Source organism: Mycobacterium sp. (assembly GCF_019247615.1).
Taxonomy (GTDB): Bacteria; Actinomycetota; Actinomycetes; order Mycobacteriales; family Mycobacteriaceae; genus Mycobacterium.
Genome location: NZ_JAFBAT010000206.1, coordinates 1 through 26,246, shown reverse-complemented (window position 1 = coordinate 26,246; position 26,246 = coordinate 1). Strand labels below are relative to the sequence as shown.

At 67.4% G+C, this 26,246-nt stretch carries 25 protein-coding genes; 18 read left to right on the top strand and 7 right to left on the bottom strand.

All coding sequences use genetic code 11. The annotated features are described in order from the left end of the window. Nucleotides 1-8 precede the first annotated feature (8 nt). The 4 genes from priA to hisI are packed head-to-tail and all read left to right on the top strand — an operon-like array spanning nucleotide 9 to nucleotide 2,718. Nucleotides 9-758 carry a bifunctional 1-(5-phosphoribosyl)-5-((5-phosphoribosylamino)methylideneamino)imidazole-4-carboxamide isomerase/phosphoribosylanthranilate isomerase PriA gene (gene priA / locus JO059_RS14340; protein WP_293319814.1) on the top strand — a complete coding sequence of 250 codons (750 nt, stop codon included), beginning with the start codon at nucleotides 9-11 and terminating at the stop codon, nucleotides 756-758. Between the two features lie 7 nt (nucleotides 759-765). Then, on the top strand, nucleotides 766-1,578 hold the full coding sequence (locus JO059_RS14335) for an inositol monophosphatase (RefSeq protein WP_293319770.1): 813 nt from the start codon (nucleotides 766-768) through the stop codon (nucleotides 1,576-1,578). Nucleotide 1,579: 1 nt separating this feature from the next. Next, complete coding sequence (gene hisF / locus JO059_RS14330) at nucleotides 1,580-2,374, top strand: imidazole glycerol phosphate synthase subunit HisF (protein ID WP_293319812.1); 795 nt, start codon at nucleotides 1,580-1,582, stop codon at nucleotides 2,372-2,374. Next, nucleotides 2,371-2,718, top strand: coding sequence for a phosphoribosyl-AMP cyclohydrolase (gene hisI, locus JO059_RS14325; RefSeq protein ID WP_293319768.1), 348 nt, complete (start codon nucleotides 2,371-2,373; stop codon nucleotides 2,716-2,718). The genes hisF and hisI overlap by 4 nt, the downstream gene beginning before the upstream one ends. Here hisI and JO059_RS14320 read toward each other — a convergent pair. Further along, nucleotides 2,715-4,280 carry a serine/threonine-protein kinase gene (locus JO059_RS14320; protein ID WP_293319766.1) on the bottom strand — a complete coding sequence of 522 codons (1,566 nt, stop codon included), beginning with the start codon at nucleotides 4,278-4,280 and terminating at the stop codon, nucleotides 2,715-2,717. The genes hisI and JO059_RS14320 overlap by 4 nt on opposite strands. Nucleotides 4,281-4,383: 103 nt before the next feature. On the opposite strand from JO059_RS14320, the gene JO059_RS14315 reads away from it, so the two are divergent. Then, a complete protein-coding gene (locus JO059_RS14315; RefSeq protein ID WP_293319764.1) occupies nucleotides 4,384-5,484 on the top strand; it encodes a calcium:proton antiporter in 1,101 nt (366 codons plus the stop codon). A 4-nt stretch (nucleotides 5,485-5,488) separates the two neighbouring features. Here the strand turns inward: JO059_RS14315 and JO059_RS14310 are convergent, their stop codons facing one another. Then, nucleotides 5,489-5,953, bottom strand: a complete 465-nt coding sequence (locus JO059_RS14310) for a peroxiredoxin (protein WP_293319762.1) — start codon at nucleotides 5,951-5,953, stop codon at nucleotides 5,489-5,491. Between the two features lie 96 nt (nucleotides 5,954-6,049). Here JO059_RS14310 and JO059_RS14305 point away from each other — a divergent pair, with 96 nt between their 5' ends. The 8 genes from JO059_RS14305 (at nucleotide 6,050) to pyk (ending at nucleotide 15,123) form a co-directional block, all read left to right on the top strand. Further along, nucleotides 6,050-7,600 carry an anthranilate synthase component I gene (locus tag JO059_RS14305; RefSeq protein ID WP_293319760.1) on the top strand — a complete coding sequence of 517 codons (1,551 nt, stop codon included), beginning with the start codon at nucleotides 6,050-6,052 and terminating at the stop codon, nucleotides 7,598-7,600. Further along, nucleotides 7,593-8,279, top strand: coding sequence for a TIGR02234 family membrane protein (locus JO059_RS14300; RefSeq protein ID WP_293319758.1), 687 nt, complete (start codon nucleotides 7,593-7,595; stop codon nucleotides 8,277-8,279). The genes JO059_RS14305 and JO059_RS14300 overlap by 8 nt, the downstream gene beginning before the upstream one ends. Before the next feature lie 109 nt (nucleotides 8,280-8,388). Next, nucleotides 8,389-9,207 carry an indole-3-glycerol phosphate synthase TrpC gene (gene trpC, locus JO059_RS14295; protein ID WP_293319756.1) on the top strand — a complete coding sequence of 273 codons (819 nt, stop codon included), beginning with the start codon at nucleotides 8,389-8,391 and terminating at the stop codon, nucleotides 9,205-9,207. Between the two features lie 32 nt (nucleotides 9,208-9,239). Next, complete coding sequence (gene trpB / locus JO059_RS14290) at nucleotides 9,240-10,517, top strand: tryptophan synthase subunit beta (RefSeq protein ID WP_293319754.1); 1,278 nt, start codon at nucleotides 9,240-9,242, stop codon at nucleotides 10,515-10,517. Further along, nucleotides 10,481-11,329 carry a tryptophan synthase subunit alpha gene (gene trpA / locus JO059_RS14285; protein ID WP_293319752.1) on the top strand — a complete coding sequence of 283 codons (849 nt, stop codon included), beginning with the start codon at nucleotides 10,481-10,483 and terminating at the stop codon, nucleotides 11,327-11,329. Before trpB ends, trpA begins: the two co-directional genes overlap by 37 nt. Then, nucleotides 11,326-13,143 (top strand): prolipoprotein diacylglyceryl transferase, encoded by a 1,818-nt coding sequence (locus JO059_RS14280; RefSeq protein ID WP_293319750.1) that lies wholly within the window; start codon nucleotides 11,326-11,328, stop codon nucleotides 13,141-13,143. Before trpA ends, JO059_RS14280 begins: the two co-directional genes overlap by 4 nt. Before the next feature lie 165 nt (nucleotides 13,144-13,308). Beyond that, nucleotides 13,309-13,662, top strand: a complete 354-nt coding sequence (locus JO059_RS14275; RefSeq protein ID WP_293319810.1) for a DUF2752 domain-containing protein — start codon at nucleotides 13,309-13,311, stop codon at nucleotides 13,660-13,662. Between the two features lie 42 nt (nucleotides 13,663-13,704). Then, complete coding sequence (gene pyk / locus JO059_RS14270) at nucleotides 13,705-15,123, top strand: pyruvate kinase (RefSeq protein ID WP_293319748.1); 1,419 nt, start codon at nucleotides 13,705-13,707, stop codon at nucleotides 15,121-15,123. A gap of 13 nt (nucleotides 15,124-15,136) precedes the next feature. On the opposite strand, the gene JO059_RS14265 is transcribed toward pyk, so the two are convergent. Beyond that, a complete protein-coding gene (locus JO059_RS14265; RefSeq protein WP_293319746.1) occupies nucleotides 15,137-15,655 on the bottom strand; it encodes a phenolic acid decarboxylase in 519 nt (172 codons plus the stop codon). Between the two features lie 115 nt (nucleotides 15,656-15,770). Here JO059_RS14265 and JO059_RS14260 point away from each other — a divergent pair, with 115 nt between their 5' ends. The 4 genes from JO059_RS14260 to JO059_RS14245 all read left to right on the top strand — a co-directional run bounded on the left by JO059_RS14260 (nucleotide 15,771) and on the right by JO059_RS14245 (nucleotide 19,515). Continuing rightward, a complete protein-coding gene (locus tag JO059_RS14260) occupies nucleotides 15,771-16,232 on the top strand; it encodes a MarR family transcriptional regulator (RefSeq protein ID WP_293319744.1) in 462 nt (153 codons plus the stop codon). Beyond that, nucleotides 16,229-17,011: an alpha/beta hydrolase gene (locus JO059_RS14255; protein WP_293319742.1), complete on the top strand. Its 783-nt coding sequence runs from the start codon at nucleotides 16,229-16,231 to the stop codon at nucleotides 17,009-17,011. The genes JO059_RS14260 and JO059_RS14255 overlap by 4 nt, the downstream gene beginning before the upstream one ends. A gap of 36 nt (nucleotides 17,012-17,047) precedes the next feature. Further along, complete coding sequence (locus tag JO059_RS14250) at nucleotides 17,048-17,971, top strand: acyl-CoA thioesterase II (RefSeq protein WP_293319740.1); 924 nt, start codon at nucleotides 17,048-17,050, stop codon at nucleotides 17,969-17,971. A 146-nt stretch (nucleotides 17,972-18,117) separates the two neighbouring features. After that, nucleotides 18,118-19,515 (top strand): phosphatidylglycerol lysyltransferase domain-containing protein, encoded by a 1,398-nt coding sequence (locus JO059_RS14245; protein WP_293319738.1) that lies wholly within the window; start codon nucleotides 18,118-18,120, stop codon nucleotides 19,513-19,515. A 29-nt stretch (nucleotides 19,516-19,544) separates the two neighbouring features. Here the strand turns inward: JO059_RS14245 and JO059_RS14240 are convergent, their stop codons facing one another. Beyond that, nucleotides 19,545-20,519 carry a YafY family protein gene (locus JO059_RS14240; protein ID WP_293319736.1) on the bottom strand — a complete coding sequence of 325 codons (975 nt, stop codon included), beginning with the start codon at nucleotides 20,517-20,519 and terminating at the stop codon, nucleotides 19,545-19,547. A 62-nt stretch (nucleotides 20,520-20,581) separates the two neighbouring features. Here JO059_RS14240 and JO059_RS14235 point away from each other — a divergent pair, with 62 nt between their 5' ends. Next, nucleotides 20,582-21,739 carry an epoxide hydrolase family protein gene (locus JO059_RS14235; protein ID WP_293319734.1) on the top strand — a complete coding sequence of 386 codons (1,158 nt, stop codon included), beginning with the start codon at nucleotides 20,582-20,584 and terminating at the stop codon, nucleotides 21,737-21,739. Here JO059_RS14235 and cydC read toward each other — a convergent pair. The 3 genes from cydC to cydB are packed head-to-tail and all read right to left on the bottom strand — an operon-like array spanning nucleotide 21,720 to nucleotide 26,093. Beyond that, nucleotides 21,720-23,405: a thiol reductant ABC exporter subunit CydC gene (cydC, locus tag JO059_RS14230; protein ID WP_293319732.1), complete on the bottom strand. Its 1,686-nt coding sequence runs from the start codon at nucleotides 23,403-23,405 to the stop codon at nucleotides 21,720-21,722. The genes JO059_RS14235 and cydC overlap by 20 nt on opposite strands. Further along, a complete protein-coding gene (gene cydD / locus JO059_RS14225) occupies nucleotides 23,392-25,005 on the bottom strand; it encodes a thiol reductant ABC exporter subunit CydD (RefSeq protein WP_293319808.1) in 1,614 nt (537 codons plus the stop codon). Before cydD ends, cydC begins: the two co-directional genes overlap by 14 nt. 47 nt (nucleotides 25,006-25,052) lie before the next feature. After that, nucleotides 25,053-26,093 carry a cytochrome d ubiquinol oxidase subunit II gene (gene cydB / locus JO059_RS14220; RefSeq protein WP_293319731.1) on the bottom strand — a complete coding sequence of 347 codons (1,041 nt, stop codon included), beginning with the start codon at nucleotides 26,091-26,093 and terminating at the stop codon, nucleotides 25,053-25,055. Nucleotides 26,094-26,246 lie beyond the last annotated feature (153 nt).

Below are 26,246 nucleotides of genomic sequence, written 5' to 3'. Positions count from 1 at the left end.
GGATGGCCGTGATGTCGCTGATACTTCTGCCGGCGGTCGACGTCGTCGACGGCCGCGCCGTGCGCCTGGTGCAGGGCAAGGCCGGCAGCGAAACGGAGTATGGCTCGGCGCTGGACGCCGCGCTGGCTTGGCAGCGGGACGGGGCGGAGTGGGTCCATCTGGTGGACCTGGACGCCGCGTTCGGCCGCGGCTCCAATCGCGAACTGCTCGCCGAGGTGGTGGGCAAGCTGGACGTGCGCGTGGAGCTGTCGGGCGGGATCCGAGACGACGACTCGCTGGCTTCGGCCCTGGCCACCGGTTGCGCGCGGGTCAATCTGGGAACGGCGGCGTGTGAGAACCCGCAATGGTGTGCGCGCGCGATCGCCGAGCACGGCGACAAGATCGCCGTGGGTTTGGATGTTCAGATCGACCAGGGCAATCCAGACGGCGGGCACCGGTTGCGCGGCCGCGGCTGGGAAAGCGACGGCGGCGACCTGTGGGAGGTTCTGGAACGCCTTGACCGCCAAGGGTGTTCGCGCTACGTGGTCACCGACGTCAGCAAGGACGGCACGTTGGGCGGCCCCAATCTCGACCTGCTGGCCGCCGTGGCCGACCGCACCGACGCCCCGGTGATCGCGTCCGGTGGCGTGTCCAGCCTGGACGACCTGCGGGCGATCGCCAACCTCACCGGCCGCGGGATTGAGGGCGCGATCGTCGGCAAAGCGCTCTACGCCGGGCGGTTCACGCTGCCCCAGGCACTGGCAGCGGTCAAGGCGTAGGCCCGCAATGGATTTGGAGGCACGGGTAGCGCCCTTGGTCGACAAGGCGGCGGCCATACTCGATGCGGCGGTGCCGACGTTCTTGGAGGGACACCGCGCCGATTCGGCGGTCGCCAAGAAGGGCAACGACTTCGCCACCGAAATAGACCTGGCCATCGAGCGCCAAGTGGTTGCCGCGCTGGAGGACGCCACCGGAATCGGCGTGCACGGCGAAGAATTCGGCGGCACGGACGTCGACTCTTCCTGGGTCTGGGTGGTCGATCCCGTCGACGGCACGTTCAACTACGCGGCCGGGTCGCCGATGGCCGCGATCCTGCTGGCACTGCTGCACGACGGCGACCCGGTGGCGGGGCTGACCTGGTTGCCGTTCATCGATGTGCGCTACACCGCGGTCGCGGGGGGCCCTCTGTTGAAGAACGGTGAACCGCAACCACCGCTGCCCGCCACCGAGCTGGCCGAGAACCTGGTGGCAGTGGGGGCTTTCAGTGCCGACTCTCGAGGCCGCTTCCCGGGGAGATATCGCCTGGCGGTCCTGGAAAATTTGAGCCGGGTCTCCTCCCGGCTGCGCATGCACGGGTCGACCGGGATCGACCTGGCCTACGTCGCCGATGGAATCCTGGGCGCCGCAATCACATTCGGCGGCCACATCTGGGACCACGCAGCCGGGGTGGCACAGGTGAGGGCCGCCGGTGGCATCGTCACCGACCTGGCCGGCCGGCCGTGGACCCCCGCCGCGCGCTCGGTGCTGGCGGCGGCACCCGGCGTGCACGGCGAGGTCCTCGAGATCCTGCGCTCCCTGGGCGAACCCGATGATTACTGAGATGTATTCGGGCACCGGCTTGGCGGTGCGCGTGATCCCGTGCTTGGACGTCGACGCGGGCCGGGTGGTCAAGGGAGTCAACTTCGAAAACCTGCGGGACGCCGGCGATCCCGTGGAGCTGGCCGCCGCCTATGACGCCGAAGGTGCCGACGAGCTCACTTTCCTCGACGTGACCGCATCATCGTCGGGCAGGGCCACGATGCTGGATGTGGTGCGCCGCACGGCCGAACAGGTGTTCATCCCGTTGACCGTCGGCGGCGGGGTCCGGACCGTCGCCGACGTCGACGCATTGCTGCGCGCTGGGGCGGACAAGGTCTCGGTGAACACCGCCGCCATCGCGCGCCCGGATCTGTTGGCAGAGATGGCAACTCAGTTCGGCTCTCAGTGCATCGTGTTGTCCGTCGATGCCCGCGCTGTGCCAATCAGGCCCGATGGGCCTAAGCCGACGGCGTCGGGCTGGGAGGTCACCACCCACGGAGGTCGCCGCGGCACCGGCATCGACGCCGTCGAGTGGGCGGCCCGGGGGGCCGCCCTGGGGGTGGGAGAGATCCTGCTGAACTCGATGGACGCCGACGGCACCAAAGCCGGGTTTGACCTGCCGATGCTGCGGGCGGTGCGCGCGGCGGTCACGGTGCCGGTGATCGCGAGCGGTGGTGCCGGAGCGGCGGATCACTTCGCCCCCGCGGTCGCCGCCGGGGCCGACGCGGTGCTGGCGGCCAGCGTATTTCACTTCCGCGAACTGACCATAGGGCAGGTGAAGGCCGCCATGGCCGCAGCGGGGATCACGGTGCGATGACGCTCGACCCGAACATCGCCGCGCGCTTGAAGCGCAATGCCGAAGGGCTGGTCACCGCCGTGGTGCAGGAGCGCGGCAGCGGCGACGTGCTGATGGTCGCCTGGATGGACGACGAGGCGCTGGCGCGGACCCTGGAAACCCGTGAGGCGACATACTATTCGCGCTCCCGCGGCGAGCAGTGGATCAAAGGGGCGACGTCCGGGCACACCCAGCATGTTCACTCGGTGTGGCTGGACTGCGACGGCGACACCGTGCTGCTGACGGTCGACCAGGTCGGCGGTGCCTGCCACACCGGCGACCACAGCTGCTTCGACGCCGACCCGCTGCTGGAAAACGAAGACTAGCTGGGCGCCACATCCAAGCCGTTGGCCGCGGCGATGGCCGCGCGGGCCCATTCGTGGCGGTAAACGGCCGGCGCGATACGGTCGCGGCGGATCATCTCGACGTCGATCGCCTTCCCGTTGGTCACCGCCCCGGGCACCCGAAACGAGAAGGAGGTTTCGTCGGTGGCGATGCCCAGAAGCGCGTCCGTATCGCTGAATCCGTTGGCGCGCATGGTGTTCTCGGCCCACCTGAATGGCATCAGACCGCCGAAGTTGTTGACGTACACCACCCACAGCCGGGTCCCGCGCAGGCTGTAGAGGTTGTTGACGGCTCGGTTCACCGCGGCGTATTCGAGGGGCCCGAGAACGTTCGACTGATCGGTGACTTGACTGGTGAGCTTGAGTCCCGGCGGTGACGACCGCGAGGGCGCGGGAGCGCCGTCGCCGGGCGGCGGCACGGAGGACCTCGCAGGCGTTGCGCCGGCGTTGTGGTGGTTCGGCCGGTCGGCGAGCATGTGGATGCCGACGTATGCCCCCACCGCGAGCACCGCGACGGCAATGAGCACCGCGATCACCGTAGCCGGGCCTCGCCCGCCGTTGCCGCGGGGCGCTGCCGGCGACGTCGCCGGCGACGCGCTCTGGGGAGACTCCGTCGGTGCGGCGATGACCTCGGTGGGGCCCGCCACGGTGTGGGGCACCTCGGCGGAAGAATGGTCGAACTGGCTGGCAAGCGCCGCCGCGAAATCCGCGCACGTCGGGTAACGGTCCGCGGGTTTCTTGGCGAGAGCCCTGGCGAGAGCCCCGTCGAGGTCGGCGAGTTCGGGCCGGTGATCGCTGATGTTCGGCGGTGGTGCCGACAAATGTTGAGTGATGACCACTGCCGGGTTCGAGTGGCGGAACGGGGCCGAACCGGTCAGCAGCTCGAAGGCGGTGCAGCCGAGCGCGTATTGATCGGCCCGTCCGTCCAGATCCGAGCCCTGCAATTGTTCGGGCGCGCAGTACGCGGTGGTGCCCACCAGCATGTTCGTGGCCGTCAGACCGCTGATTTCGCCCAGCTCTCGGGCGATGCCGAAGTCCGCCAGCAGGATTCGTCGTCGCGGGCTGGGATCGGTCAGCAAGACGTTGGCCGGTTTGACATCGCGGTGGAGCAGCCCCCGCGAATGGGCGTAGTCCAGCGCGTCGGCGACGGCCGAGATAATCTCGACGACATCGGCTTTGAGCATCCCGGACGGATACTCGGTGCGCAGCAGTTTCGCGGCGTCGGTTCCTTCGACGTAGTCCATCGAAATCCACAGTTGCCCTTCGAATTCCCCGCGGTCGTGGATCCCGACGATGTGCTCGTTGTACAGGCTTGCGGCCAGGTCGGCCTCCCTGTTGAACCGCTGGCGAAATTCGTCGTTCGCGGTCAGCTCGCGGGGCAAGACCTTGAGGGCATCCCGACGGGGGAGCCGCGGGTGCTGGGCCAGATACACCTGGCCCATGCCGCCGGCGCCCAAGCGGCGAATGATGGTGTATCCGGCGAAGACCTGGCCTTCTTCAAGGCCTTCTTGCGGGCCATCCGCGCGGCCGTCGCTAATCGGCATGTCAGCATGCTACTGAGCAGGTGAACCCGAAGACATGAATGTGCCAAGAACGGCCGTCGCCTCGAGAAGCGCCCGCTGCCGACTTCGATGAGAATGGCGAGCGATGCTGAAACGGGTGTCCTGGGCTTCCTGGACCGCAGTCGCGCCGCCGCTGTCCCTCCTCGCGCTGGTTCTCACGTTGGGTATGCAGCCCGGGCCGGTTCTGGCCTCGGTGGAGGCGGTCTTCCTCATCGCTGCGGTGCTGGCCGCGGTACACCACGCGGAGGTGGTCGCTCACCGGGTGGGCGAGCCTTATGGGTCGCTGGTGCTGGCCGCCGCGGTGACGACCATCGAGGTGGCCCTCATCGTCGCACTGATGGCGTCCGGCGGGAACGAGGCGGCGACGCTGGCCCGGGACACCGTTTTCGCCGCGCTGATGATCACGACGAACGGGATCGCCGGCCTATCGCTGCTGCTCGGTTCCCGGCGTTACGGGGTGACCTTGTTCAACGCCGAGGGCAGCGGGGCGGCGCTGGCCACCCTCACCACCCTGGCAACTCTGAGCCTGGTGCTGCCCACCTTCACCACCAGCCACGCGGGCAAAGAATTCTCGCCCGGCCAGTTGATCTTCGCCGCCGCCGCCTCGCTGGGGCTCTACCTGCTGTTCGTGTTCACCCAAACCGTGCGGCATCGCGACTTTTTTCTCCCCGTCACGCAGAAGGGGCAAACGAGCTTCTTCGACGATGACAGCCACGCCGATCCGCCCAGCAGGGAGGCGGCGCTGCGAAGCCTGGGGCTCCTCTTCGTCGCGCTGCTGGCGGTGGTGGGTCTGGCCGAACAGGAGTCGCCGGCGATCGAGCACCTCGTCTCGGCGGCCCGATTCCCCCCGACATTCGTCGGGGTGGCCATCGCGACCCTGGTGATGCTGCCGGAGACGCTCGCGGCGGCGCGGGCGGCGCGGCAGGGCCGCATTCAGCGAAGCCTCAACCTGGCCTACGGCTCGTCGCTGGCCAGCATCGGACTCACCATCCCGGCCATCGCGCTGGCCTCGATCTGGCTCAAGGGACCGTTGTCGCTCGGTCTGGGCGCCACCCAGATCGTGTTGTTCGCGGTGACCGTCGCGATCAGCGTGCTGACCGTGGTGCCGGGCCGGGCTACGCGGCTGCAGGGCGAGTTGCACCTGGTGTTGCTCGCCGCGTACATCTTCCTGGCGATCATCCCCTGACGGGCTAGGCGGACGACCGTTCCCGCAGCGTCCGCAGCGCCTTGTCGGCGTGCGAATTGAAATTGAATTCGCTGGAGATCACGTCGAGCACCGTGCGGTCGGTGTCGATGACGAAGGTCGTGCGTTTGACCGGCATCAACTTTCCGAGCAGGCCGCGCTTGACACCGAACTGCGTGGCTACCTTGCCTTCGACGTCCGACAGCAACGGGTAGTCGAACTTGCGCATGTCGGCGAACTGGGCCTGCTTTGGCACGGGATCGGTGCTGACGCCGACCCTGTTGGCCCCGACGGCGGCGAATTCCGCGGCCAGGTCGCGGAAGTGACAGGCCTCCCTGGTGCAACCGGGCGTCATCGCCGCGGGATAGAAGAACAGCACGACGGGCCCGTCGGCGAGCAGAGCGCTCAACTTACGGGGCGTTCCGGTCTGGTCGGGCAGCTCGAAGTCGGGCACCGTGTCACCGGTTTTCATGAAGGCGAGCGTAACCCCACCGCGAAAAACGAGCGCAGGAATGGCCGCCCCGTTGCGCTCGCGAGCCGTCGCGCCCCGGTCTGGGAAGATGGTCCGGTGCACGCTCACCTTGCCGCCACCACGTCCCGGGAGGATTTTCGCCGGCTCGCGGGCGAGCACCGCGTGGTTCCGGTGACTCGAAAGGTCCTGGCCGACAGCGAGACGCCGCTGTCGGCCTACCGAAAGCTGGCCGCCAACCGTCCGGGCACGTTCCTTCTGGAATCCGCGGAGTACGGCCGATCGTGGTCGCGCTGGTCGTTCATCGGCGCGGGGGTGCCGTCGGCGCTGACCGTCCGCGACGGCGAAGCGGTGTGGCTGGGCGCGGTGCCGCGGGACGCCCCCACCGGAGGAGACCCGCTGCTGGCGCTGCGGACCACGCTGGAGCTGCTTGCCACCGCGGCTCCAAGCCAGTCCGAGCCCGGGGTTCCGCCGTTGTCCGGCGGCATGGTCGGCTTCTTCGCCTACGACCTGGTGCGGCGTCTGGAACGCCTGCCCCAACTGGCGGTTGACGACCTTCACCTGCCGGACATGCTGCTGCTGCTGGCCACCGATCTGGCGGCGGTCGACCACCACGAGGGCACTATCACGCTGATCGCCAACGCGGTGAATTGGAACGGCACCGACGAGCGGGTCGACGAGGCCTACGACGACGCGGTCACCAGGCTGGACGTGATGACCGCGGCCCTGGGTCAGCCGCTGGCGTCGGCGGTGGCCACGTTCAGCAGACCCGAGCCGCGATATCGCGCACAGCGCAGCCCGGAGGAATACAGCAAGATCGTCGACTATCTCGTCGAGCAGATCGCGGCCGGCGAGGCCTTTCAGGTGGTGCCCTCTCAGCGCTTCGAGATGGACACCGACGTGGACCCCTTCGACGTGTACCGGATGCTGCGGGTGACCAATCCAAGCCCCTACATGTACCTGCTACACATCCCCGATGGTGTTGGCGCAACAGACTTTTCGATCGTGGGATGCAGTCCCGAGGCCTTGGTGACCGTGGCCGACGGATGGGCGACGACGCACCCGATCGCCGGCACCCGGTGGCGCGGGCACACCGACGAAGAGGACCAGCTGCTGGAAGCCGAACTGCTTGCCGACGAGAAGGAACGGGCCGAGCACCTGATGCTGGTGGACCTGGGGCGCAACGACCTCGGGCGGGTGTGCACGCCGGGCACGGTTCGCGTCGACGATTACAGCCGCATCGAGCGCTACAGCCATGTGATGCACCTGGTGTCGACGGTGACCGGCCGGCTCGACGCGGGCAAGTCCGCGCTCGATGCCGTGACGGCCTGCTTCCCGGCCGGCACGCTCTCGGGCGCACCCAAGGTACGGGCCATGGAGCTGATTGAAGAGGTGGAGAAGACACGCCGCGGGCTCTACGGGGGCGTTGTCGGTTACCTCGACTTCGCCGGTAACGCCGACTTTGCGATCGCGATCCGCACGGCGTTGATTCGTGCCGGCACAGCCTACGTCCAGGCCGGTGGGGGGGTCGTGGCGGACTCCAACGGCCCTTACGAATTCACGGAGGCCACCAACAAGGCCCGGGCGGTGCTCAATGCGATTGCGGCGGCCGAGACTCTGAAGCCCCCGCCCTCGGGTCGCGATGGCTGATGCCCGTCCGGCCCGGAGCGGCCGGCTTTCGATCGTGATCGCCCAACTGCTGCTGGTGGCGGCCGCGGGCGCGCTGTGGGTGGCGTCGCGCCTGCCATGGGTGGTGATCGGCTCGTTTGACGGGCTGAGCCCCCCGAAGCAGGTGACGTTGTCCGGTGCGACCTGGTCGACGGCGCTGCTGCCGATGGCGCTGCTCATGCTGGCTGCCGCCGTGGCGGCACTCGCCGTTCGCGGCTGGCGCCTGCGGGTGCTTTCCGGGCTGCTGGCGGCGGCCAGCCTTGCGGTCTGCTATCTGGGAATCAGCCTGTGGGTAGTTCCGGACGTGGCGGTCCGGGGTGCCGACCTGGTGCATATTCCGTTGATGTTCCTGGCAGGAAGCGAGCGGCGCTACTGGGGGGCCGGCATCGCGGTGGCCGCCGCGGTGTGCACGCTGAGCGCGGCGGTTCTGCTCATGCGGTCGGCATCGGATCCGGGATCGGCCGGCGAAAGCGCGACCAAGTATGCGGCGCCCGCCACCCGCCGGTCGCACGCGCTGCGCGCAAAAGCCGACGACGAGAAGCCGGAGGGCATTACGAAGCCCGCCGTGTCGGATATGTCGGAGCGGATGATCTGGGATGCGCTTGACGAGGGCCGCGACCCGACCGACCGGGGTCGCCAGTCTGACACCGAGGGTCGGTGACGGGCCGCGGGGCGGCGGCCGCTACCCTTCTCTCACGTCATCGGAATCGGCTAAGTAATCGTGGCGACAGCGGGTGGCAGTGGGCTGGAGCGGGAAGGGAACGACAGGCATGAGTCCGGCGTCCGTGCTTGACTCCATCCTCGAGGGAGTCCGGGCCGACGTTGCCGCGCGCGAAGCCGTTGTCAGCCTGAGTGAGATCAAGGCGGCCGCCGCGGCGGCGCCACCACCCTTGGACGTGATGGCCGCCTTGCGCGCGCCCGGCATCGGCGTCATCGCCGAGGTCAAGCGGGCCAGCCCGTCGGCGGGTTCGCTCGCACCCATTGCCGATCCGGCGAAGCTGGCCCGCGCCTACGAAGAAGGTGGCGCCCGGATCATCAGCGTATTGACCGAGGAGCGATGTTTCCGCGGCTCGCTCGACGACCTCGATTCGGTCCGGGCAGCTGTTTCAATTCCGGTGTTGCGCAAAGACTTTGTCGTCCAGCCGTATCAGATACACGAGGCGCGCGCGCACGGCGCCGACATGCTGTTGCTCATCGTCGCAGCGTTGGAGCAGTCGGCCTTGGTTTCGATGCTGGATCGCACCGAATCGCTCGGTATGACGGCCCTGGTCGAAGTGCACACCGAGGAAGAAGCCGACCGGGCGCTGAGGGCGGGGGCCAACGTGATCGGCGTGAACGCCCGCGACCTCGCGACGCTGGAGGTGGACCGGGATTGCTTCGCGCGCATCGCGCCCGGCTTGCCCAGCAAGGTGATCAGGGTCGCCGAATCCGGCGTGCGGGGCACCGGAGACCTGCTGGCCTACGCCGGCGCCGGCGCCGACGCCGTATTGGTCGGCGAGGGTCTGGTTAAGAGCGGTGACCCACGTGCGGCGGTTGCCGACCTGGTCACCGCGGGCACCCATCCGTCCTGCCCGAAGCCCGCGCGCTAGCCGACGATGAGCCGTTCCCCCGTCGAGCCTTGGTGATGGTAGACCTGTCCCGCCCGGAGCTTCCGCTTTCGAGTGCGGCCGTCGCTGAACCCACCCGGCACGACCCCGACCCGGGCGGTCATTTCGGCGGCCCCGGCGGTTACGGTGGTCGGTACGTCGCCGAAGCCCTGATGGCCGTGATCGAGGAAGTCACCACCGCTTACGAAAAGGAACGTGTCAACCCGGAGTTCTTGGACACCCTCGATGACCTCCAGGCGAACTACGCGGGCCGGCCGTCACCGCTGTACGAGGCCACCCGCCTGAGCGCACACGCCGGTTCGGCGCGCATCTTCCTCAAGCGAGAAGACTTGAACCACACCGGTTCTCACAAGATCAACAATGTTCTCGGCCAGGCGCTGCTCGCGAAGCGAATGGGCAAGACCCGGGTGATCGCCGAGACGGGGGCCGGTCAGCACGGCGTTGCCACCGCGACCGCATGCGCATTGCTCGGGCTGGAATGCGTGATCTACATGGGCGCCGTCGACACCGCGCGCCAAGCGCTCAATGTGGCCCGGATGCGGCTGCTCGGAGCAAAGGTCGTCTCCGTCGACACGGGCTCGCAAACGCTCAAAGACGCCATCAATGAGGCGTTTCGGGATTGGGTCACCAACGCCGACAACACGTACTACTGCTTCGGAACCGCGGCCGGCCCCCACCCGTTCCCGACGATGGTGCGCGACTTTCAGCGCATCATCGGCCTGGAGACCCGCGTGCAGATCCAGGCCCAGGCGGGCCGGTTGCCCGACGCGGTCACCGCGTGCGTCGGCGGCGGATCCAACGCCATCGGGATCTTCCATGCTTTCATCGACGATCCCGGCGTGCGGCTGGTCGGCTTCGAGGCGGCGGGTGACGGCGTCGAAACCGGCAGGCACGCCGCGACTTTCGCGGGTGGTTCACCCGGGGCCTTCCAGGGATCGTTCTCCTACCTGCTGCAGGACGATGACGGTCAGACCATCGAATCCCATTCCATATCAGCGGGTTTGGACTATCCGGGGGTGGGGCCGGAACACGCGTGGCTCCGGGAAACCGGTCGCGCCGAATACCGGCCCATCACCGACGCCGAGGCGATGGAGGCTTTCGGTCTGTTGTGCCGTACGGAGGGCATCATCCCGGCCATCGAATCCGCACACGCCGTGGCCGGCGCGCTCAAGCTCGGGCCCGAGCTGGGCCGGGGCTCGGTCATCGTGGTGAACCTGTCGGGTCGCGGCGACAAGGACGTCGCGACGGCCGCGAAATGGTTCGGCCTGCTCGGCGACGAGGACACGCAGTGACCGTGACACAGAGCCACGCGAGCCGGCTGAGGCCCGCTTTCGACGTGTGCCGCAAGGACAGTCGTGCGGCGCTGATCGGCTACCTGCCCACCGGCTACCCCGACGTGCCGACCTCCGTGGACGCGATGGTCGCCCTGGTCGAATCCGGTTGCGACATCATCGAAGTCGGTGTGCCCTATTCCGATCCGGGGATGGACGGCCCGACGATCGCCAGGGCCACCGAGGCCGCGCTGCGGGGAGGAGTGCGAGTGCGAGACACGCTGACCGCCGTGGAGGCGATCAGTGCGGCCGGTGGGCGTGCTGTGGTGATGACGTACTGGAACCCGGTGCTGCGCTACGGGGTTGACGCGTTTGCGCGCGACCTGGCGGCGGCCGGCGGGCACGGCCTGATCACGCCCGACCTCATCCCCGACGAAGCCGGGGAGTGGCTGGCGGCATCCGAGAACCACCGGCTGGATCGCATATTCCTCGTGGCGCCGTCCTCGACGCCGCAGCGCTTGGTGACCACCGTCGAAGCGTCGCGCGGATTCGTCTACGCGGCCTCGACAATGGGAGTTACCGGCGCGCGTGCTGTGGTGTCGCGGGCGGCGCCCGAATTGGTGAGCAGAATCAGGACGGTGTCGGACATACCGGTCGGCGTGGGCCTGGGTGTCCGATCGGGAGAACAGGCGGCGCAGATCGCCGCCTACGCCGACGGTGTCATCGTCGGTTCCGCACTGGTCTCCGCGCTGACCGATGGTGGTGTGGCCGCGTTGCGCACGCTCACAGAAGAACTCGCCGCCGGCGTGCGGCAAAGGGCCGCCGCCTCATGACGACGGTGCTCGCCTATATCCCGAGCCCTTCGCGGGGTGTGTGGCACCTCGGCCCGTTGCCGATTCGTGCCTACGCGCTGTTCATCATCATCGGCATTGTCGCGGCCCTGGTGATTGGGGACCGGCGCTGGGAGGCGCGTGGCGGTGATCGCGGCGTGATCTACGACATCGCACTGTGGGCGGTGCCGTTCGGATTGGTGGGCGGCAGGCTGTATCACCTGGCCACCGACTGGCGGACCTATTGGGGTCCGGGGGGAGCAGGTTTCGGTGCCGCCCTGCGAATCTGGGATGGTGGACTGGGCATCTGGGGCGCGGTGGCCCTGGGCGGCGTCGGCGCGTGGGTCGGCTGTCGGCGTCGCGGGATCCCGTTGCCGGCCTTCGGCGACGCGATAGCGCCCGGAATCATCTTGGCGCAGGCCATCGGTCGGCTCGGGAACTATTTCAACCAGGAGCTCTACGGTCGGGAAACGACGGTGCCGTGGGGACTGGAGATCTTTTACCGCCGGGACCCCTCCGGTTACGTGGACCCGCATTCGCTCGACGGCGTCTCGACCGGGCAGCTCGCGTACGTCGTCCAGCCGACGTTCCTCTACGAATTGATCTGGAATCTCGTGGTTTTCGCCATCTTGATCTACGTGGATCGGCGGTTCCAGATCGGCCATGGTCGCCTGTTTGCGCTCTATGTGGCCCTCTACTGTGTCGGACGATTCGGCGTCGAGCTGCTGCGCAACGACACCGCAACCCTTGTCGCGGGCATCCGGATCAACGTGTTCACATCGACTTTCGTGTTCATCGGGGCCGTGGTGTATGTCATTCTCGCGCCCAAGGGCCGAGAGAATCCGACGAGCCTGCGCGGCAAGGTCGCCGACGAAGCGGCGAGGGGCGCGCCGGCGCCCGTGGCGGTGGACGAAGCCGCCACCGTCGCTTCGACCGCGGCAGCGTCCGCGACGGCGTCCGGCGCCGGCAAGGACGACAAGCCGGCCGATTCGGTGAAAACGGAGGAATCCGCCGAAGCCACCGGTGGGCAGCCCACCGAAGCCGAGCCGGTCGATGCGGAAAGGGAACCAGCAGACGCCGTCGTCCCACCCGAAGCCGAAGAGCCCGAGGTCGTCGAGCCCGAGTCGGCGGCTGGTGAAGCGGAGGAGCCCGAGGCCGAAGAGCCCGAGGCCGAAGAGGCCGAAGCTGCCGCTGGTGAAGCCGAAGAACCCGAAACCCACGAGCAACCGAAAACCGAAGAGCCCGAAGCTGCGGAACCCGAAGCCGAGGAACCTGTAGCCGTCGAGCCCGAAGCCGAAGAGCCCGAGGAAGACGAGCCCGAGGCAGCCGCTGATCAAGCCGAAGAACTCGAGGCCGTCGAGCAACCAAAAGCCGAAGAGCCCGAAGCCGCGGAGCTCGAAGCCGAGGAACCTGTAGCCGTCGAACCCGAAGTCGAAGAGCCTGAGGTAGAAGAGCCCGAGGCAGCCGCTGATCAAGCCGAGGAACCTGAAGCCGTCGAAACTGATGCCGAAGAGCCCGAAGCCGCGGAACCTGAAGCCGTCGAGCCGCAAACCGCAGAACCTGACGAACCCGAGGCCGCGGAGCCTGGAACCGCTCCGAGCGACGATGCCGACACTTCCGAGCCACAAGCCGAGGGAACGGCGACCGAGTCGGGGCCGCAGGAGCCGCTCGCACCGGAGCCGGACGCAAACTCGGACGCCGACGCTGTAGACGCCGCTGGGCTATACGTGCCCGCTGACGGCAGGACGACATCGGGCACGGCAGGCTCAGCCCTGCGGCGATTGGGTTCGCGGTTACGGAACCGTCGCCACCAGTAGCCTGCGCCCAGTTGGCGCTACGTCCAGCGTCGAGTTGTCGCGGCGAGATCCGCGCTTTCCACCCAACGAGTCGACGCTCGCGGATGGGTGGGGCATGCTGGCAACGTGAGTGACCAGGTTCACGGCCCGCATCGTCATCGCCGTTACCTAGCGGGCGGCGCCGGCATGTTGCTGGCCGGCTCACTGGGCTACATCGAACTGGTCGATCCCCACAATGCGGCTTCGGTGTATCCGTTGTGCCCGTTCAAGTTGCTCACCGGCTGGAATTGCCCGTTCTGCGGTGGGCTGCGGATGACGCATGATCTGCTGCACGGAAATCTCGCGGCCAGCGTCAACGACAACGCCTTCCTGCTGGTGGCCATCCCGCTGCTGGTCGGCTGGACCCTGATCCGCAACCGCCAGCGCCGGGCGTCGTTGCCGTTACCGGCAGTGGCGACGATCATCCTGGCCGCGGTGGCCTGGACGGTGGTGCGTAATCTTCCGGGCTTTCCCTTGATTCCGAGCACCCTCAGCGGTTGACCGAGGGGCCGTTGAGCCCGCGCGCGACTATGCTGGTTCGTCGTGAGTAGACGCGGCAAGATCGTCTGCACCCTTGGCCCTGCAACTAACTCCGACGAGCTGATTCTGGCGCTGGTAGAGGCCGGAATGGACGTCGCTCGAATGAACTTCAGTCACGGTGATTACGCCGATCACAAGGCCGCCTACGAGCGGGTCCGGGCCGCCTCCGACCACACCGGCCGTGCGGTCGGTGTGCTCGCGGACCTTCAGGGCCCGAAGATCAGGTTGGGTCGATTCGCGACCGGGTCCACATTTTGGGCCGACGGCGAGACGATACGGATCACCATCGCCGACTGCGACGGGACCCACGACCGAGTCTCGACGACTTACAAAAGGTTGGCCCAGGACGCGGTGGCCGGCGACCGGGTTCTGGTCGACGACGGGAAGGTCGGGCTGATCGTCGACGCCATCGAGGGCGACGACGTCGTCTGCACCGTCGTGGAAGGCGGGCCCGTCAGCAACAACAAGGGCATGTCACTTCCCGGAATGAATGTGTCCGCACCGGCCTTGTCGCACAAGGACATTGAGGATCTCACGTTCGCTCTGGAACTGGGTGTCGATCTGGTCGCGCTGTCATTCGTGCGCTCACCCTCCGACGTCGAGCTGGTGCACGAGGTGATGGATCGGATCGGTCGGCGGGTCCCGGTGATCGCCAAGCTGGAGAAGCCGGAAGCCGTCGACAACCTCGAAGCCATCGTGCTGGCCTTCGACGGCATCATGGTGGCCCGCGGCGACCTCGGCGTCGAGCTTCCCCTGGAAGAGGTGCCGTTGGTTCAGAAGCGCGCCATCCAGATGGCCCGGGAGAACGCCAAACCCGTCATCGTGGCGACCCAGATGCTCGACTCGATGATCGAAAACTCGCGACCTACGCGAGCCGAGGCCTCCGACGTGGCCAACGCCGTGCTCGACGGTGCCGACGCGCTCATGTTGTCGGGGGAGACATCGGTGGGCAAGTATTCGCTTGCGGCGGTACGCACGATGTCGCGCATCGTGTGCGCGGTCGAGGAGAACTCCACGGCGGCGCCCCCGTTGGCGCATGTGCCGCGCACCAAGCGCGGCGTCATCTCGTATGCCGCTCGCGACATCGGCGAGCGGCTCGACGCGAAGGCCTTGGTGGCGTTCACCCAATCCGGTGACACCGTGAAGCGGCTGGCCCGCCTGCATACCCCGCTGCCGCTGCTCGCGTTCACCGCCTGGCCGGAGGTGCGCAGTCAACTCGCCATGACCTGGGGGACCGAGACCTTCATCGTCCCGATGATGACGTCCACCGACGGCATGATCCGCCAGGTCGACAAGTCGTTGCTGGAACTCGGTCGCTACAAGCGCGGGGACCTGGTGGTCATCGTCGCCGGCGCGCCACCAGGCACAGTAGGCTCGACCAACCTGATCCATGTGCACCGGATCGGGGAGGACGACGTCTGATACCGCGAGCGCCTCAATTGATGCGTTCAGCCCAACCGGTCTCAAGGTCACCGGGGGCTACGGCGATCACGGTGTCGTCGTCGGCGCCCACGAACTCAAGGAAGGTGATCGTGGCGAATTCCGGGACGACGTAGATGGGATACGTCGGTCCCTGGTCGCGATAGGCGGTCATCTCGTCGAGGTGTTCGTTTTGGAAGCAGACCGTGCGTTCGCCGTGCTGCTTGACCCACTGCGGAAAGAAGATAACGCCGTGAAGGCGGCGCTTGCTCGGCATCACGTTGACGGCCACCGAGGTTCCGGTCGGCTCGGTCCATGAAACCTTGAAGTGGTCATCGTCGAGCTGCACGAGATCGACCTGCTGATCCTTCACCCAGCGTCCACCAACCATTCCGGAGTGGATGCGGTAGTCGATGCTGTGATCGTTCTTGACGTACATCTCATACCGCCAGCCGTTGGCGTAGGTGTAGATGAACCGGTATCCGACAATTCCGTTGAGGTCTTGCGGCGGTAGCGCGCCGTGAACGGTAGGCATGGGTGACTCCTTGGTTGCGGCGGCGAGGCGAGCACGAGCCAACGCGCCCACATGCGGAGGGCGAGTTTTGTGACAAAACTATTTTGTCACAAAACATTGTGGCATACTCGACCGGGTGGACGTCGCACGGGAATTTGGACGACTAATCGGTCCGCTGCGCCGCGCGGTGTTACGCACCCGGCTCGCCGAGGACTTGCCCGATCTGCCCGAAGCGCAGATCGAACTGCTGCGAGCCCTGGAAGCGACTGCTAGCGCGACCCCCGGAGAGCTAGCAGCGCAGTTGCGGGTGGCCCGATCGACCATCAGCAACCTGCTGCGGACGATGACCGCAACTGGCCTATTGCAGCGCATCCCCTCGTCGTCGGATCTGCGCGTCGTCGAACTGAGCCTCTCGCCGCTGTCGATGGACCTACTCGGCCGTTACGACCGCATCAGCACCGCCGCGCTGCAGCATGCCATCGACTCACTCACCAGCCAAGAACGCGCCGCCCTCGAACAAGCCATCCCCGCGATGCGCGCGCTGCTGGGCGCTCTGGATCATCCGCACGTAGCGCACCGCGCCGACCGACCGGCATGACGTCCAAGCCGACAATCCTGTTGCTGCACGGCGTGACCATGTCGGCACGGGCTTGGACCACCGTCACCCCCTTGCTCACCGACCGCTATGACGTCCTCGCCCCGACCGCGGTCGGCCATCGCGGCGGACCCCCGATGGTAGGCAAGGCCACCATCGGTACCTTGACCGATCACATCGAAACGGTGCTCGACGCACGTGGGCTCGACCGAGTACACATCGCCGGCAACTCGATGGGTGGATGGATGGCGATCGAGTTGGCGCGCCGAGGTCGCGCCAAGTCTGTGTGTGCCTTCTCGCCGGCCGGCTTCTGGACGTCGAGCAGAAGCGACCAGGCCACCCACCGCATCCGCCGCAGTGTGCGTCTCGCCCGGCTCACCTGGCCCTTAGCGCCCTTCGCATTCCGCGTCGCAGCGGTGCGCCGCGCGGCGATGCGCGACATCGCCCAACACGGTGAGCGACTCACTGTCGCACAGGCCGTCGACATAGCCGGCGACGCCGCGAGCTGCACTGCGGCGGGCGATCTGCTCGCCACCGACGAACACGTAGATGCACTCGATCCCTTGCCTTGCCCGATCACGTTGGCCTGGTCGGCGCACGATCGGATATTTCCGCCCGCGGCCCACGGCGCGATCGCCCAACAGAGACTGCCCCGCGCCGCGCACACCGTGCTCCCTGGCGTGGGGCACGTTCCTATGATCGACGACCCGCACCTGTGTGCCCGTACGATTCATGCCAGCGTCCAACAGGCCGCGCATCCGCGACCCGCCTCAGACCGGTGACCGCTCACGACCGCGGGGGGCGATACGGACGCGCCCATGCGGCGTCTGCGGAGGAGGCGAGTAAATCGGCAGGAGAGCAGGCCTGTGGCGGCTAGCAACGATTTCGACGAGCTGCTGGCCGTCCTGGACCTCAACCGCGTCGCGGACGACCTGTTCGTCGGGTCCCATCCGAGCAAGAACCCGATGCGCACCTTCGGCGGGCAGCTCATGGCGCAATCGTTTGTCGCGAGCTGCCGCACGCTGGTCCGGGATGACTTGCCGCCCAGCGCGTTGTCGGTCCACTTCGTCAACGGCGGCGACACCGCCAAGGACATCGAATTCCGCGTGGTACGGCTGCGGGACGAGCGACGCTTCGCAAACCGGCGCGTCGACGCGGTGCAAGACGGCCTGCTGCTGTCCTCGGCGATGATCTCCTACATGGCGGGCGGTCGCGGCCTGGAGCACGCCGTCGATCCGCCGGCGGTCGCGCCGCCCCAGGCGCTGCCCCCCATCCGCGAACTGTTGAGGGGCTACGAGGAGACCGTCCCGCACTTCGTCAACGCCTTGCAGCCGATCGAATGGCGCTACACCAACGACCCTGCCTGGGTGATGCGGGACAAGGGCGAACGCCTTCCCCACAACAGAGTCTGGGTCAAGGCCCTCGGGGCGATGCCCGATGACCCCGTATTGCACACCGCGACCATGGTTTACGCCTCGGACACCACGGTGCTCGACTCGGTGATCACCACCCACGGGCTTTCTTGGGGATTCGACCGCATCTTCGCCGCGTCCGCCAACCACTCTGTGTGGTTTCACCGGCAGGTCAACCTCGACGACTGGCTGTTGTACTCGACATCCTCACCGGTGGCAGCGGATTCACGCGGGCTGGGGACCGGGCACTTCTTCGATAGCGGCGGGCAACTCATCGCGACGGTGGTGCAAGAGGGCGTCCTGAAATACTTTCCCTCTCGCCGCCGATAGACACGCTGAAGGGATACTCGCAGGATGACGGTGTGATTTAGGCTGTCAACCAGCTGTGAGCAGCGTATGTTCACAATCAGCCGGGTATTCGGTGCCGAGGTGGCGATTTGCCGCCCAGCTGCAGTGTCAGCGCATCGGAGGTGAGAGTGAACGGGTCGCCGGTCGAGGTCGCCGCGAAGCCCCGTGCGCGCGAACGCGTTGTCGTCCACGGTGATTCGCTTGCGGCCCGGTGGGTCGGGGCCACGGCCCTGGTCTGCTCCGCAGGCTGGCTGGCCGTCGTTCTTGCCCGACACCACCGCAATCCTGCGTGGCACTACGCCGACCGGCTGGGCTGGTCGCTGGCGGTTTTGGGCGCGGTGGCCTTCATCGCCCGCGGCATCTTCCTCGGCCGCCCGGTGACGGCCATGCACGCCACCGCTGCCGCCTTCGTCGTGCTCGCGGGGCTGGGCGTGCACGTGTTGTCCTTTGACCTACTCGGTAATCTGCTGATCGTCGCGTCCGGAGTGGCGCTGATGTGGCCGACGTCTTCGCGTCCGCGACCCGAGGACCTGCCCCGGTTGTGGGCGTTGATCAACGCCACCAGTGACGACCCGCTGGCGCCGTTCGCCATGCAGACCGGCAAGTGCTATCACTTCACCGCCGACGGCAGCGCTGCGTTGGCGTACCGGACCCGGCTGGGATTTGCCGCGGTCGGTGGGGACCCCGTCGGGAACGAGGAGAAATTCCCCGAGTTGGTCGCCGACTTCGCCGCAATGTGTCGCGCCCACGGCTGGCGGATCGCGGTGGTGGGTTGCAGCGAACGCCGACTCGGGTTGTGGAAAGACCCTGCGGTGATCGGGCAATCGCTGCGCGCCATACCGATTGGCCGCGACGTCGTCGTCGACGTGGCGAGCTTCGAGATGGTCGGACGCAAGTTCCGCAATCTGCGCCAGGCAGTGCAGCGCACCCACAACTGCGGCATCACCACCGAGATCGTGGGCGAGCAGGAGCTCGACGACAAGCTGCTCGCCGAGCTGACCGACGTGGTGCGGGCGTCCCCCAGCGGGGCCCACGCCGATCGCGGTTTCTACATGAATCTCGACGGCGTGCTGGAGGGCCGGTTCCCCGGCATACAGCTGATCATCGCCAGAGACGCATCGGGGCGGGTGCAGGGCTTCCATCGGTACGCGACCGTCGGCGGCGGCAGCGACATCAGCCTCGACGTGCCGTGGCGTCGCCGCGGGGCGCCCAACGGCATCGACGAACGCCTCAGCGTCGACATGATCATGGCCGCGAAAGAAACCGGCGCGCAACGGATATCGCTCTCGTTCGCGGCGTTCCCGGAGATCTTCGAGGACAAGGACCGCGGCCGGCTGCAGCGCGTCTTCTACCGGTTGATCCAGGTGCTCGACCCGCTGATCGCGCTCGAGTCGCTGTACTGCTACGTGCGCAAGTTCCACGCGATGGACGCCCGACGGTACGCGGTAATCTCGATGACCCAGCTGGTCCAGTTGGTTTTCGTGCTGTTGACGCTCGAGTTCACGCCGCGCCGGCGACATCTGTAGTTCGTGGCGCTGTGATTTGAGTTTCCGCTTCAGCCCCGGCGGGGAGGGAAGCTCTGCCCGATAGCGCCCGCGAGCCGGTCGGTGAGATGGCGGATGTGTTCGATCAATTCGGTGGGTTCATGTACAGTGCAAGGGAATTGGAACAAGCCGACGTACAGCGCGAGTTCGTCGAGGCTGTTCGATCCGGTGTACAGGACGCAGTCTTCGTCGCCGCTCGATTCGAGTAGTCCGACATAGTGCGAAACGCGTTCGGCGGCAACGCTAATAGGGACATGCAGAGTGATGCGGGCGCGGTATCGATAGGCGTCCGTTGTGATACCGCGTGACAGGTAGGCGCTCAAGTCGACGTCTGGTGGCGCGCGGAACGAGAACCGGGGCCCAGTGGGAACGCGCGGGGTCAATCGGTCGACGCGGTAGGTACGCCAGTCGTCACGGTCGGTGTCCCAGGCGATCAGGTACCAGCGCTTGCCGGTGTGTATCAGCCGATGAGGTTCCACCGTGCGAAGCGAGGCCGTTCCGTCGTGGCCGACGTAGTCGAACCGAAGTTGGTGCTGGTCGCGGCATGCCCGGGCGACGGCGATGAGCTTTTCCGGGTGCACGGTAGGGCCGGGTCCGGAAACGGTTTCGGTGGTCGCGGTCAGCAGATTGATGCGGTGCCGCAGTCGTGACGGGAGCAGTTGTTCGAGTTTGGCAAGCGCTCGCACCGAGGGCTCTTCGATGCCCGTCACAGAACTCGTTGCGGCGGTGCGCAATCCGATGGCGACAGCGACGGTTTCTTCGTCGTCGAGAAGCAGCGGCGGCAGCTGAGCCCCCGCGCCCAACCGATAGCCGCAGCGCCCGGAGGTGGCTTCGACCGGGTAGCCCAGTGTCCGCAACTTCGCGATGTCCCTGCGCACCGTTCGAACGTCGACGCTCAGCCGATCGGCCAGATCGGCGCCGGTCCATTCGCGGCGCATCTGTAAGAGGCCAAGCAGGCGAAGCAACCGCGCGGACGTCTCGAGCACGTTTCAATTCTGCCCGCAACCTAGGACAGGACCTGACCTGACCGAGCCATACCTTCGGTCTTATGACCAACGACATCACACCGTTTCGCATTGATATTCCCCAACCGCAGCTCGACGACCTGCACGATCGGCTTGATCGCGCCCGATGGCCGACGCCGCTTCCGGGCGACGACTGGGACAGCGGAGTTCCCCTTCACTGGCTGCGTGAGCTCACCGAGTATTGGCGCAGTGGGTACGACTGGCGCGCGGCCGAAGCCGGCCTGAACGAGTACCCGCAGTTCACCACCACGATCGACGGACAGCGCATCCATTTCCTGCACGTTCGCTCGCCCGAGCCCGACGCTTTCCCGCTGATCCTGACCCACGGCTGGCCGGATTCCTTCGTCGGATTCCTCGACGTCATCGGACCGCTCACCGACCCTCAGGCACACGGAGGTGGTGACCGCGCTGACGCGTTCGACGTGGTGATTCCCTCACTGCCGGGATTTGGTTTCTCAGGTCCGACGGTCGATGGCGGCTGGACCACCGATCGGATCGCCAGGACCTGGGCCGAGCTGATGCGGCGGCTCGGCTATCGGCGTTACGGCGCCCAGGGCGGGGACCTCGGCGCGGCGATCAGCCCGCAGCTGGGACGGGTGGCTCCCGATCGTGTCGCCGGTGTGCACCTCAACGGCCCCTCGGTCGTGCCGCCCGTGCCACTGCCGGACAAGGAGCTCGCTGAGCTCTCCGAGCTCGAGCGCGACCGGGTGCGCCGGATCGAGGCGTTCATGCGAGAGGAGTACGGCTACATCGCGATTCAGTCCACCCGGCCGCAAACCATCGCCTACGGGCTTACCGACTCCCCGGTCGGGCAGCTGGCCTGGATCATGGACAAATTCCGAGAATGGACCCATCCGCGAGACACCGTCCCCGACAAAATCATCGAGCGGGATAGGTTGCTCACCAACGCGTCGATCTACTGGTTCACCAGAACGGCCGGATCCGCCGCGTACGTCGGCTACGCACAAGGAAGCGACTGGACGACACCGCACCCAAACTCCGGAGTACCCACCGCAGCGCTTGTGTTCGCGCAGGACGTCAGCATCCGGCGTTATGTCGAAGGGCAGAACACGATTACCCGCTGGACCGACGTCGACGATGGCGGTCACTTCGCCGCCATGGAGAAACCCGAAGTCCTCATTGCCGACATCCGCGAATTTTTCAGAGCGCACCGCTCGTGACGCTGGCATCGGCTTGGCCGATCAGGTGATCCGCCGGATCGATGTGAAGTTCGCGGCAGCCAATCCCGTTGGGCAAGTGGTGGGTAGCGACGACCACGGTCCGGTCCGCCGAAATGAGGCCGTTAGGCCCCAATAGATCACGAAGGATCGGTTCGGCGTCGGTCGCGTCGAGGTGCTCGGTGGGCTCGTCGAGCAGCACGATCCGCGCGGGTGAGATCACGGCGCGGGCCAACAGTAGCCGTCGGCGCTGGCCCGCCGAAAGCGCCTGCGCGCCACCGATCAACACCGTGGACAGGCCCTCGGGCAGGCCGGCGAGCCAGCCGCCGAGGCCGACCGCGGCCAGCGCCGCCGTCAGCTCGTCGTCGTCGCAGTCGCCACGGGCGACCAGCAGGTTGTCGCGGACCGTGGTGGCGAAGACGTGCGCGTCCTCGGCGAAAAAGCTGACGGCCCTGTGCAATTCGACTTCGTCGAAGCGGCCGATGTCGGTCCCGTCCAGCGCCACCCGTCCGTCCAGCGGGGGCAGCAGCCCGGCGAGGGTCATCAGCAGCGTCGTCTTGCCCGAACCGCTGGCGCCGGTGACGGCCAGCCGGGCCCCCGGCGGCATTTCGAGCTCAACCCGGATAAGCCGGATCGCATTCGGGTGACCGTAACAGACATCGACAGACAGCGTGCCGACGCCGGCGGGCACCGGCTCGCCGCCCTCCTCGGGGTGTTCCGGGGGAGCCAGGTCGAGCAGGCGACGGGCAGCGATCCGCGATCGCATCAGCTGGACCGCGGCGGCCGGCAAGGGCGTCGTCGCCTCGAAAGCGGAGAGCGGCAGCAACATCAGGACGGCCAGTGTGGTGGGTGCGACCGCGGGGGCCAACGCTATTCCCGCTACCACCGCGCCCAGCACGCTGACTCCGATGGCGGCGGTCGGCACCGCTGCCGCGGCGGCGGCCGGCCTGGCGGCCGCGTCGAGGGCGGCGGCCCAAGCACGTTGGCGGCGTGCCGATTCGGCGATGACATCGGGCAGCGCGCCGGCGACGCGAAGCTCCGGCGCGTGCTCTAGGGCGGCCATGGCCGCAGTGTCGCGGGCGGAGTGATGTTGCCGCGCAATCTCCTCTTGCTTGCTCGCTGCTCGAGCGGCCAGTCGCGGCGCGACAACGCCGGCGAGCAGCAGGCAGATCGCCAGGACCGTGGCGGCCGGCGGCGAAATGGCCGCGAGGACCGCCGTCGCCGCCAAGCCCAGCACCGCCGCGACGCCGATCGGTACGACGGCGCGCACCAGCACGTTGGCCAGCTCTTCAACGTCGGCGCCCACCCGTGCCACCAGTTCACCGCTGCGGAGCCGGACGGCTGCCTCCGCCGGCCCGTGGGCCAGCCGCCGATAGACTTGCACCCGGGCGCTGCCGGTCGCGCGTAGCGCGGCGTCGTGGGTGGCCAGCCGCTCGCAATAGTGCAGGACGCCACGGGAAATCGCGAACGTGCGGACCGCGACGACCGCGACGGACAGGTCGAGCACCGGCGGCATCTGCCAGGCGCGCGTGATCAGCCACGCCGAAAACCCGGCCAACGCCAGGGCACTGCCCAATGACGACACGCCGAGGGCGATGGCCGCGAGGATCCTGGGCAAGCGCGGGCGCAGCAAGCCAAGTCCGACCACGAGCGGATCAGACGCTGGCATGACGCTCTCCGCTGCCGGCGGCCACTTCGATGACGCGGTCGCCGATTTCGACGACGGGTTCACGGTGTCCGACGACGATCACGGTCGCCCCGGCCCGGGCGCGCTGCACTATGGCCCGCAGTACCCGTTCCTCCGTGTGGGCGTCCAGGTGCGCGGTCGGCTCGTCAAGCAGCAATACGCTGGCCGCCGAGCCGAACACCCGCGCAAGCCCCAACCGCTGCCGCTGCCCCAGCGACAGGCCGACGCCGCCGCGCCCGAGCTCGGTCTCCATGCCGTCGGGCAGCTCCGCCAGCACAGCATCGAAAGCCGATGCAGTGCAAGCTTTTTCAATATCATTCAAGTCTCCGAGCAGGACGAGATTGTCGTACACGGTGCCCGGGACCAGCGCCGGCCGTTGCGGTAGCCAGGACAATTGCCGCCACCACGTCGTCGGCTCGAGTTCGGCGACGTCGATTCCCGCCACGGTCACGCGGCCCGATGAGGGCGGTGTGATCCCGGCGATCGCCTGCAGCGTGGTGCTTTTTCCGGCGCCGTTGGGTCCGGTCAGCACCGTCACCCGGCCGGGTTCGATCACGGCGCTGAGGTCGCGTGGCGCAGCGCCGTCGCGTCCCGCCACGGTGAGTCTTTCCAGTCGGATGCGTGCGCCACGGGCGGCCACCGTCCCGTTTGGCGTCGTTGGGACGGCCGGCTCGCCGATGAGGGCGAACGCCTTGTCGGCCGCAGTCCTACCGTCTTGGGCGGCGTGAAATTCCGCGCCGACCCGGCGCAGCGGCCAGTAGACGTCCGGCGCCAGCAGCAGCACCGTCAGGCCGGTGGTCAGGGTCATTTCGCCGAACACCAGGCGAAGTCCGATGCTGACCGCGATCAGCGCTACGCCCAGCGTGGCGAGCAATTCGAGTACCAGCGCCGACAGGAATGCGATCCGCAGCGTGGCCATGGTTGAGCGCCGTTGTGCGGCAGCGAGTTCGGCGATCCTAACTTCCGGGCCGCGACCGCGTCCCAGCGCCCGCAGCGTCGGGATGCCGGCGATCAGATCCAGCAACCGGGCCTGCAGGGTCGTCATGGCCTCCAGCGCTACCGCCGACCGGTCGGCCGTCGCGAGCCCGATCAGCACCATGAAAACCGGTATCAGCGGAAGTGTGATCACCACGATCGCAACTGATTTCACGTCATAGGCCGCGATGACGGCAACGGTAGCGGGGGTCAGAATCGCAGCGAGCAGCAATGTGGGAAGGTATCCGGTGAAGTAGGGGCGCAGCCCGTCGAGGCCGCGGGTGACCAGCACCGCGGCGGCGTCGCGCTGGGCAGCGACTTCGCGAGGCTGGCGGCCCGTGACGGCGGCCAGCACTTGGCCGTTGAGGTCGGCGATGACCGCGCTGGCCCCCCGCTGACTCAGGCGCGCCTGAAACCACTGCGTCACGGTACGGATGGCCCACAGCGCCAACAGGATTGACAGGCGTCCCAGCCATGTGCGCGGGTCATGCGGAGGGGCGGCGCCCACGATGCGCGTGACGATGCCGGCCAGCACAATCGCCGAGCCGATCGCGCATCCCGCGATCACCACTCCGCAGCCCACCGCGACCACCAGATAACGCCGCAGCGGCGCCGATGCCCGCCACAGTCGCGGATCCAGGGGCGCCCGCGCGCTCAGGACGCACGCCTCGCCAAGCCGGTGGGCGCCGGTATCCGCTCGGCCGAAAGCCGTTGCCGGAACACCCAATACGACCACGCCTGATACACCACCGTCAGCGGGGCCATGATCGCCGTCGCCCAGGTCATGATCTTGAGGGTGTACGGGGTCGACGAGGCGTTGTAGATGGTCACGCTCCATTGCGGGTTCAGCGTCGACGGAACCAGGTTCGGATACAGCGCACCGAACAGCAGAACCACAACGGCTGCGACCACCACGGCGGTGCACGCGAAGGCCCAGCCGTCGGACGAGCGCCGCCACACCAACAGCACCGCCGCCAGCTGCGCGGCTACGGCGACACCCAGCACCAGCCAGGTCCAGTCCTTCCCGTGTGCCAGCTGCGTCCAAAGGCCGAAGCCCGCAACCAGTCCGGTTACCGGCAGCGACAACCACACCGCGAATCGGTATGCGTCGTCGCGGATCGCACCCGAGGTCTCCAAAGCTATGTACACCGCTCCGTAGAACAAGAACAGTGCGGCGGTGGCCAGCCCGCCAAGCAGCGTGTAGGCATTGAGCACATCGGTGATCGACAGGTGAACCTCTCCGGCGCCGTCCACCGGGAGTCCGCGGACCAGGATGGCGAACGCCACTCCCCACAGCACACCGGGCAGCCAGGAACCGGCGGCGATACCGAAATCGGCCCACCTGCGCCATTTTGTGTCGTCGATCTTGCCGCGCCATTCGATCGACACCGCCCGCACGATCATGCCGAACAGAATCGCCAGCAGGGGCAGGTAGAGCGTGGAAAAGACGGTGGCGTACCACCCGGGAAATGCGGCGAACATGGCGGCACCGGCCACGATCAGCCACACCTCGTTGCCATCCCAGACCGGTCCGATGGTGTTGAGCACCGTGCGGCGGCGCACCTCCGGGTCGCCGGTTCCGACGTGGGCGAACGGCTCCATCAGCATGCCCACCCCGAAGTCGAAACCCTCCAGGATGAAAAAGCCCAGGAACAGCATCCCAATAATGCCGAACCACAACTCCTGCAGCCCCACGGTCACTCCTTAAGTTCGTAGGTGCAGTTACTTCGTGTTGTTACGTTGTGCTGTGACCCGGGTGGGCCGGGTGAGGCTGCATGGTCGTTGCCGGCCCCGGTGGCGCGGCTTGAAAGGACTGGCCGCCCGGCCTGCCTGGACTTCTCTGGCCGC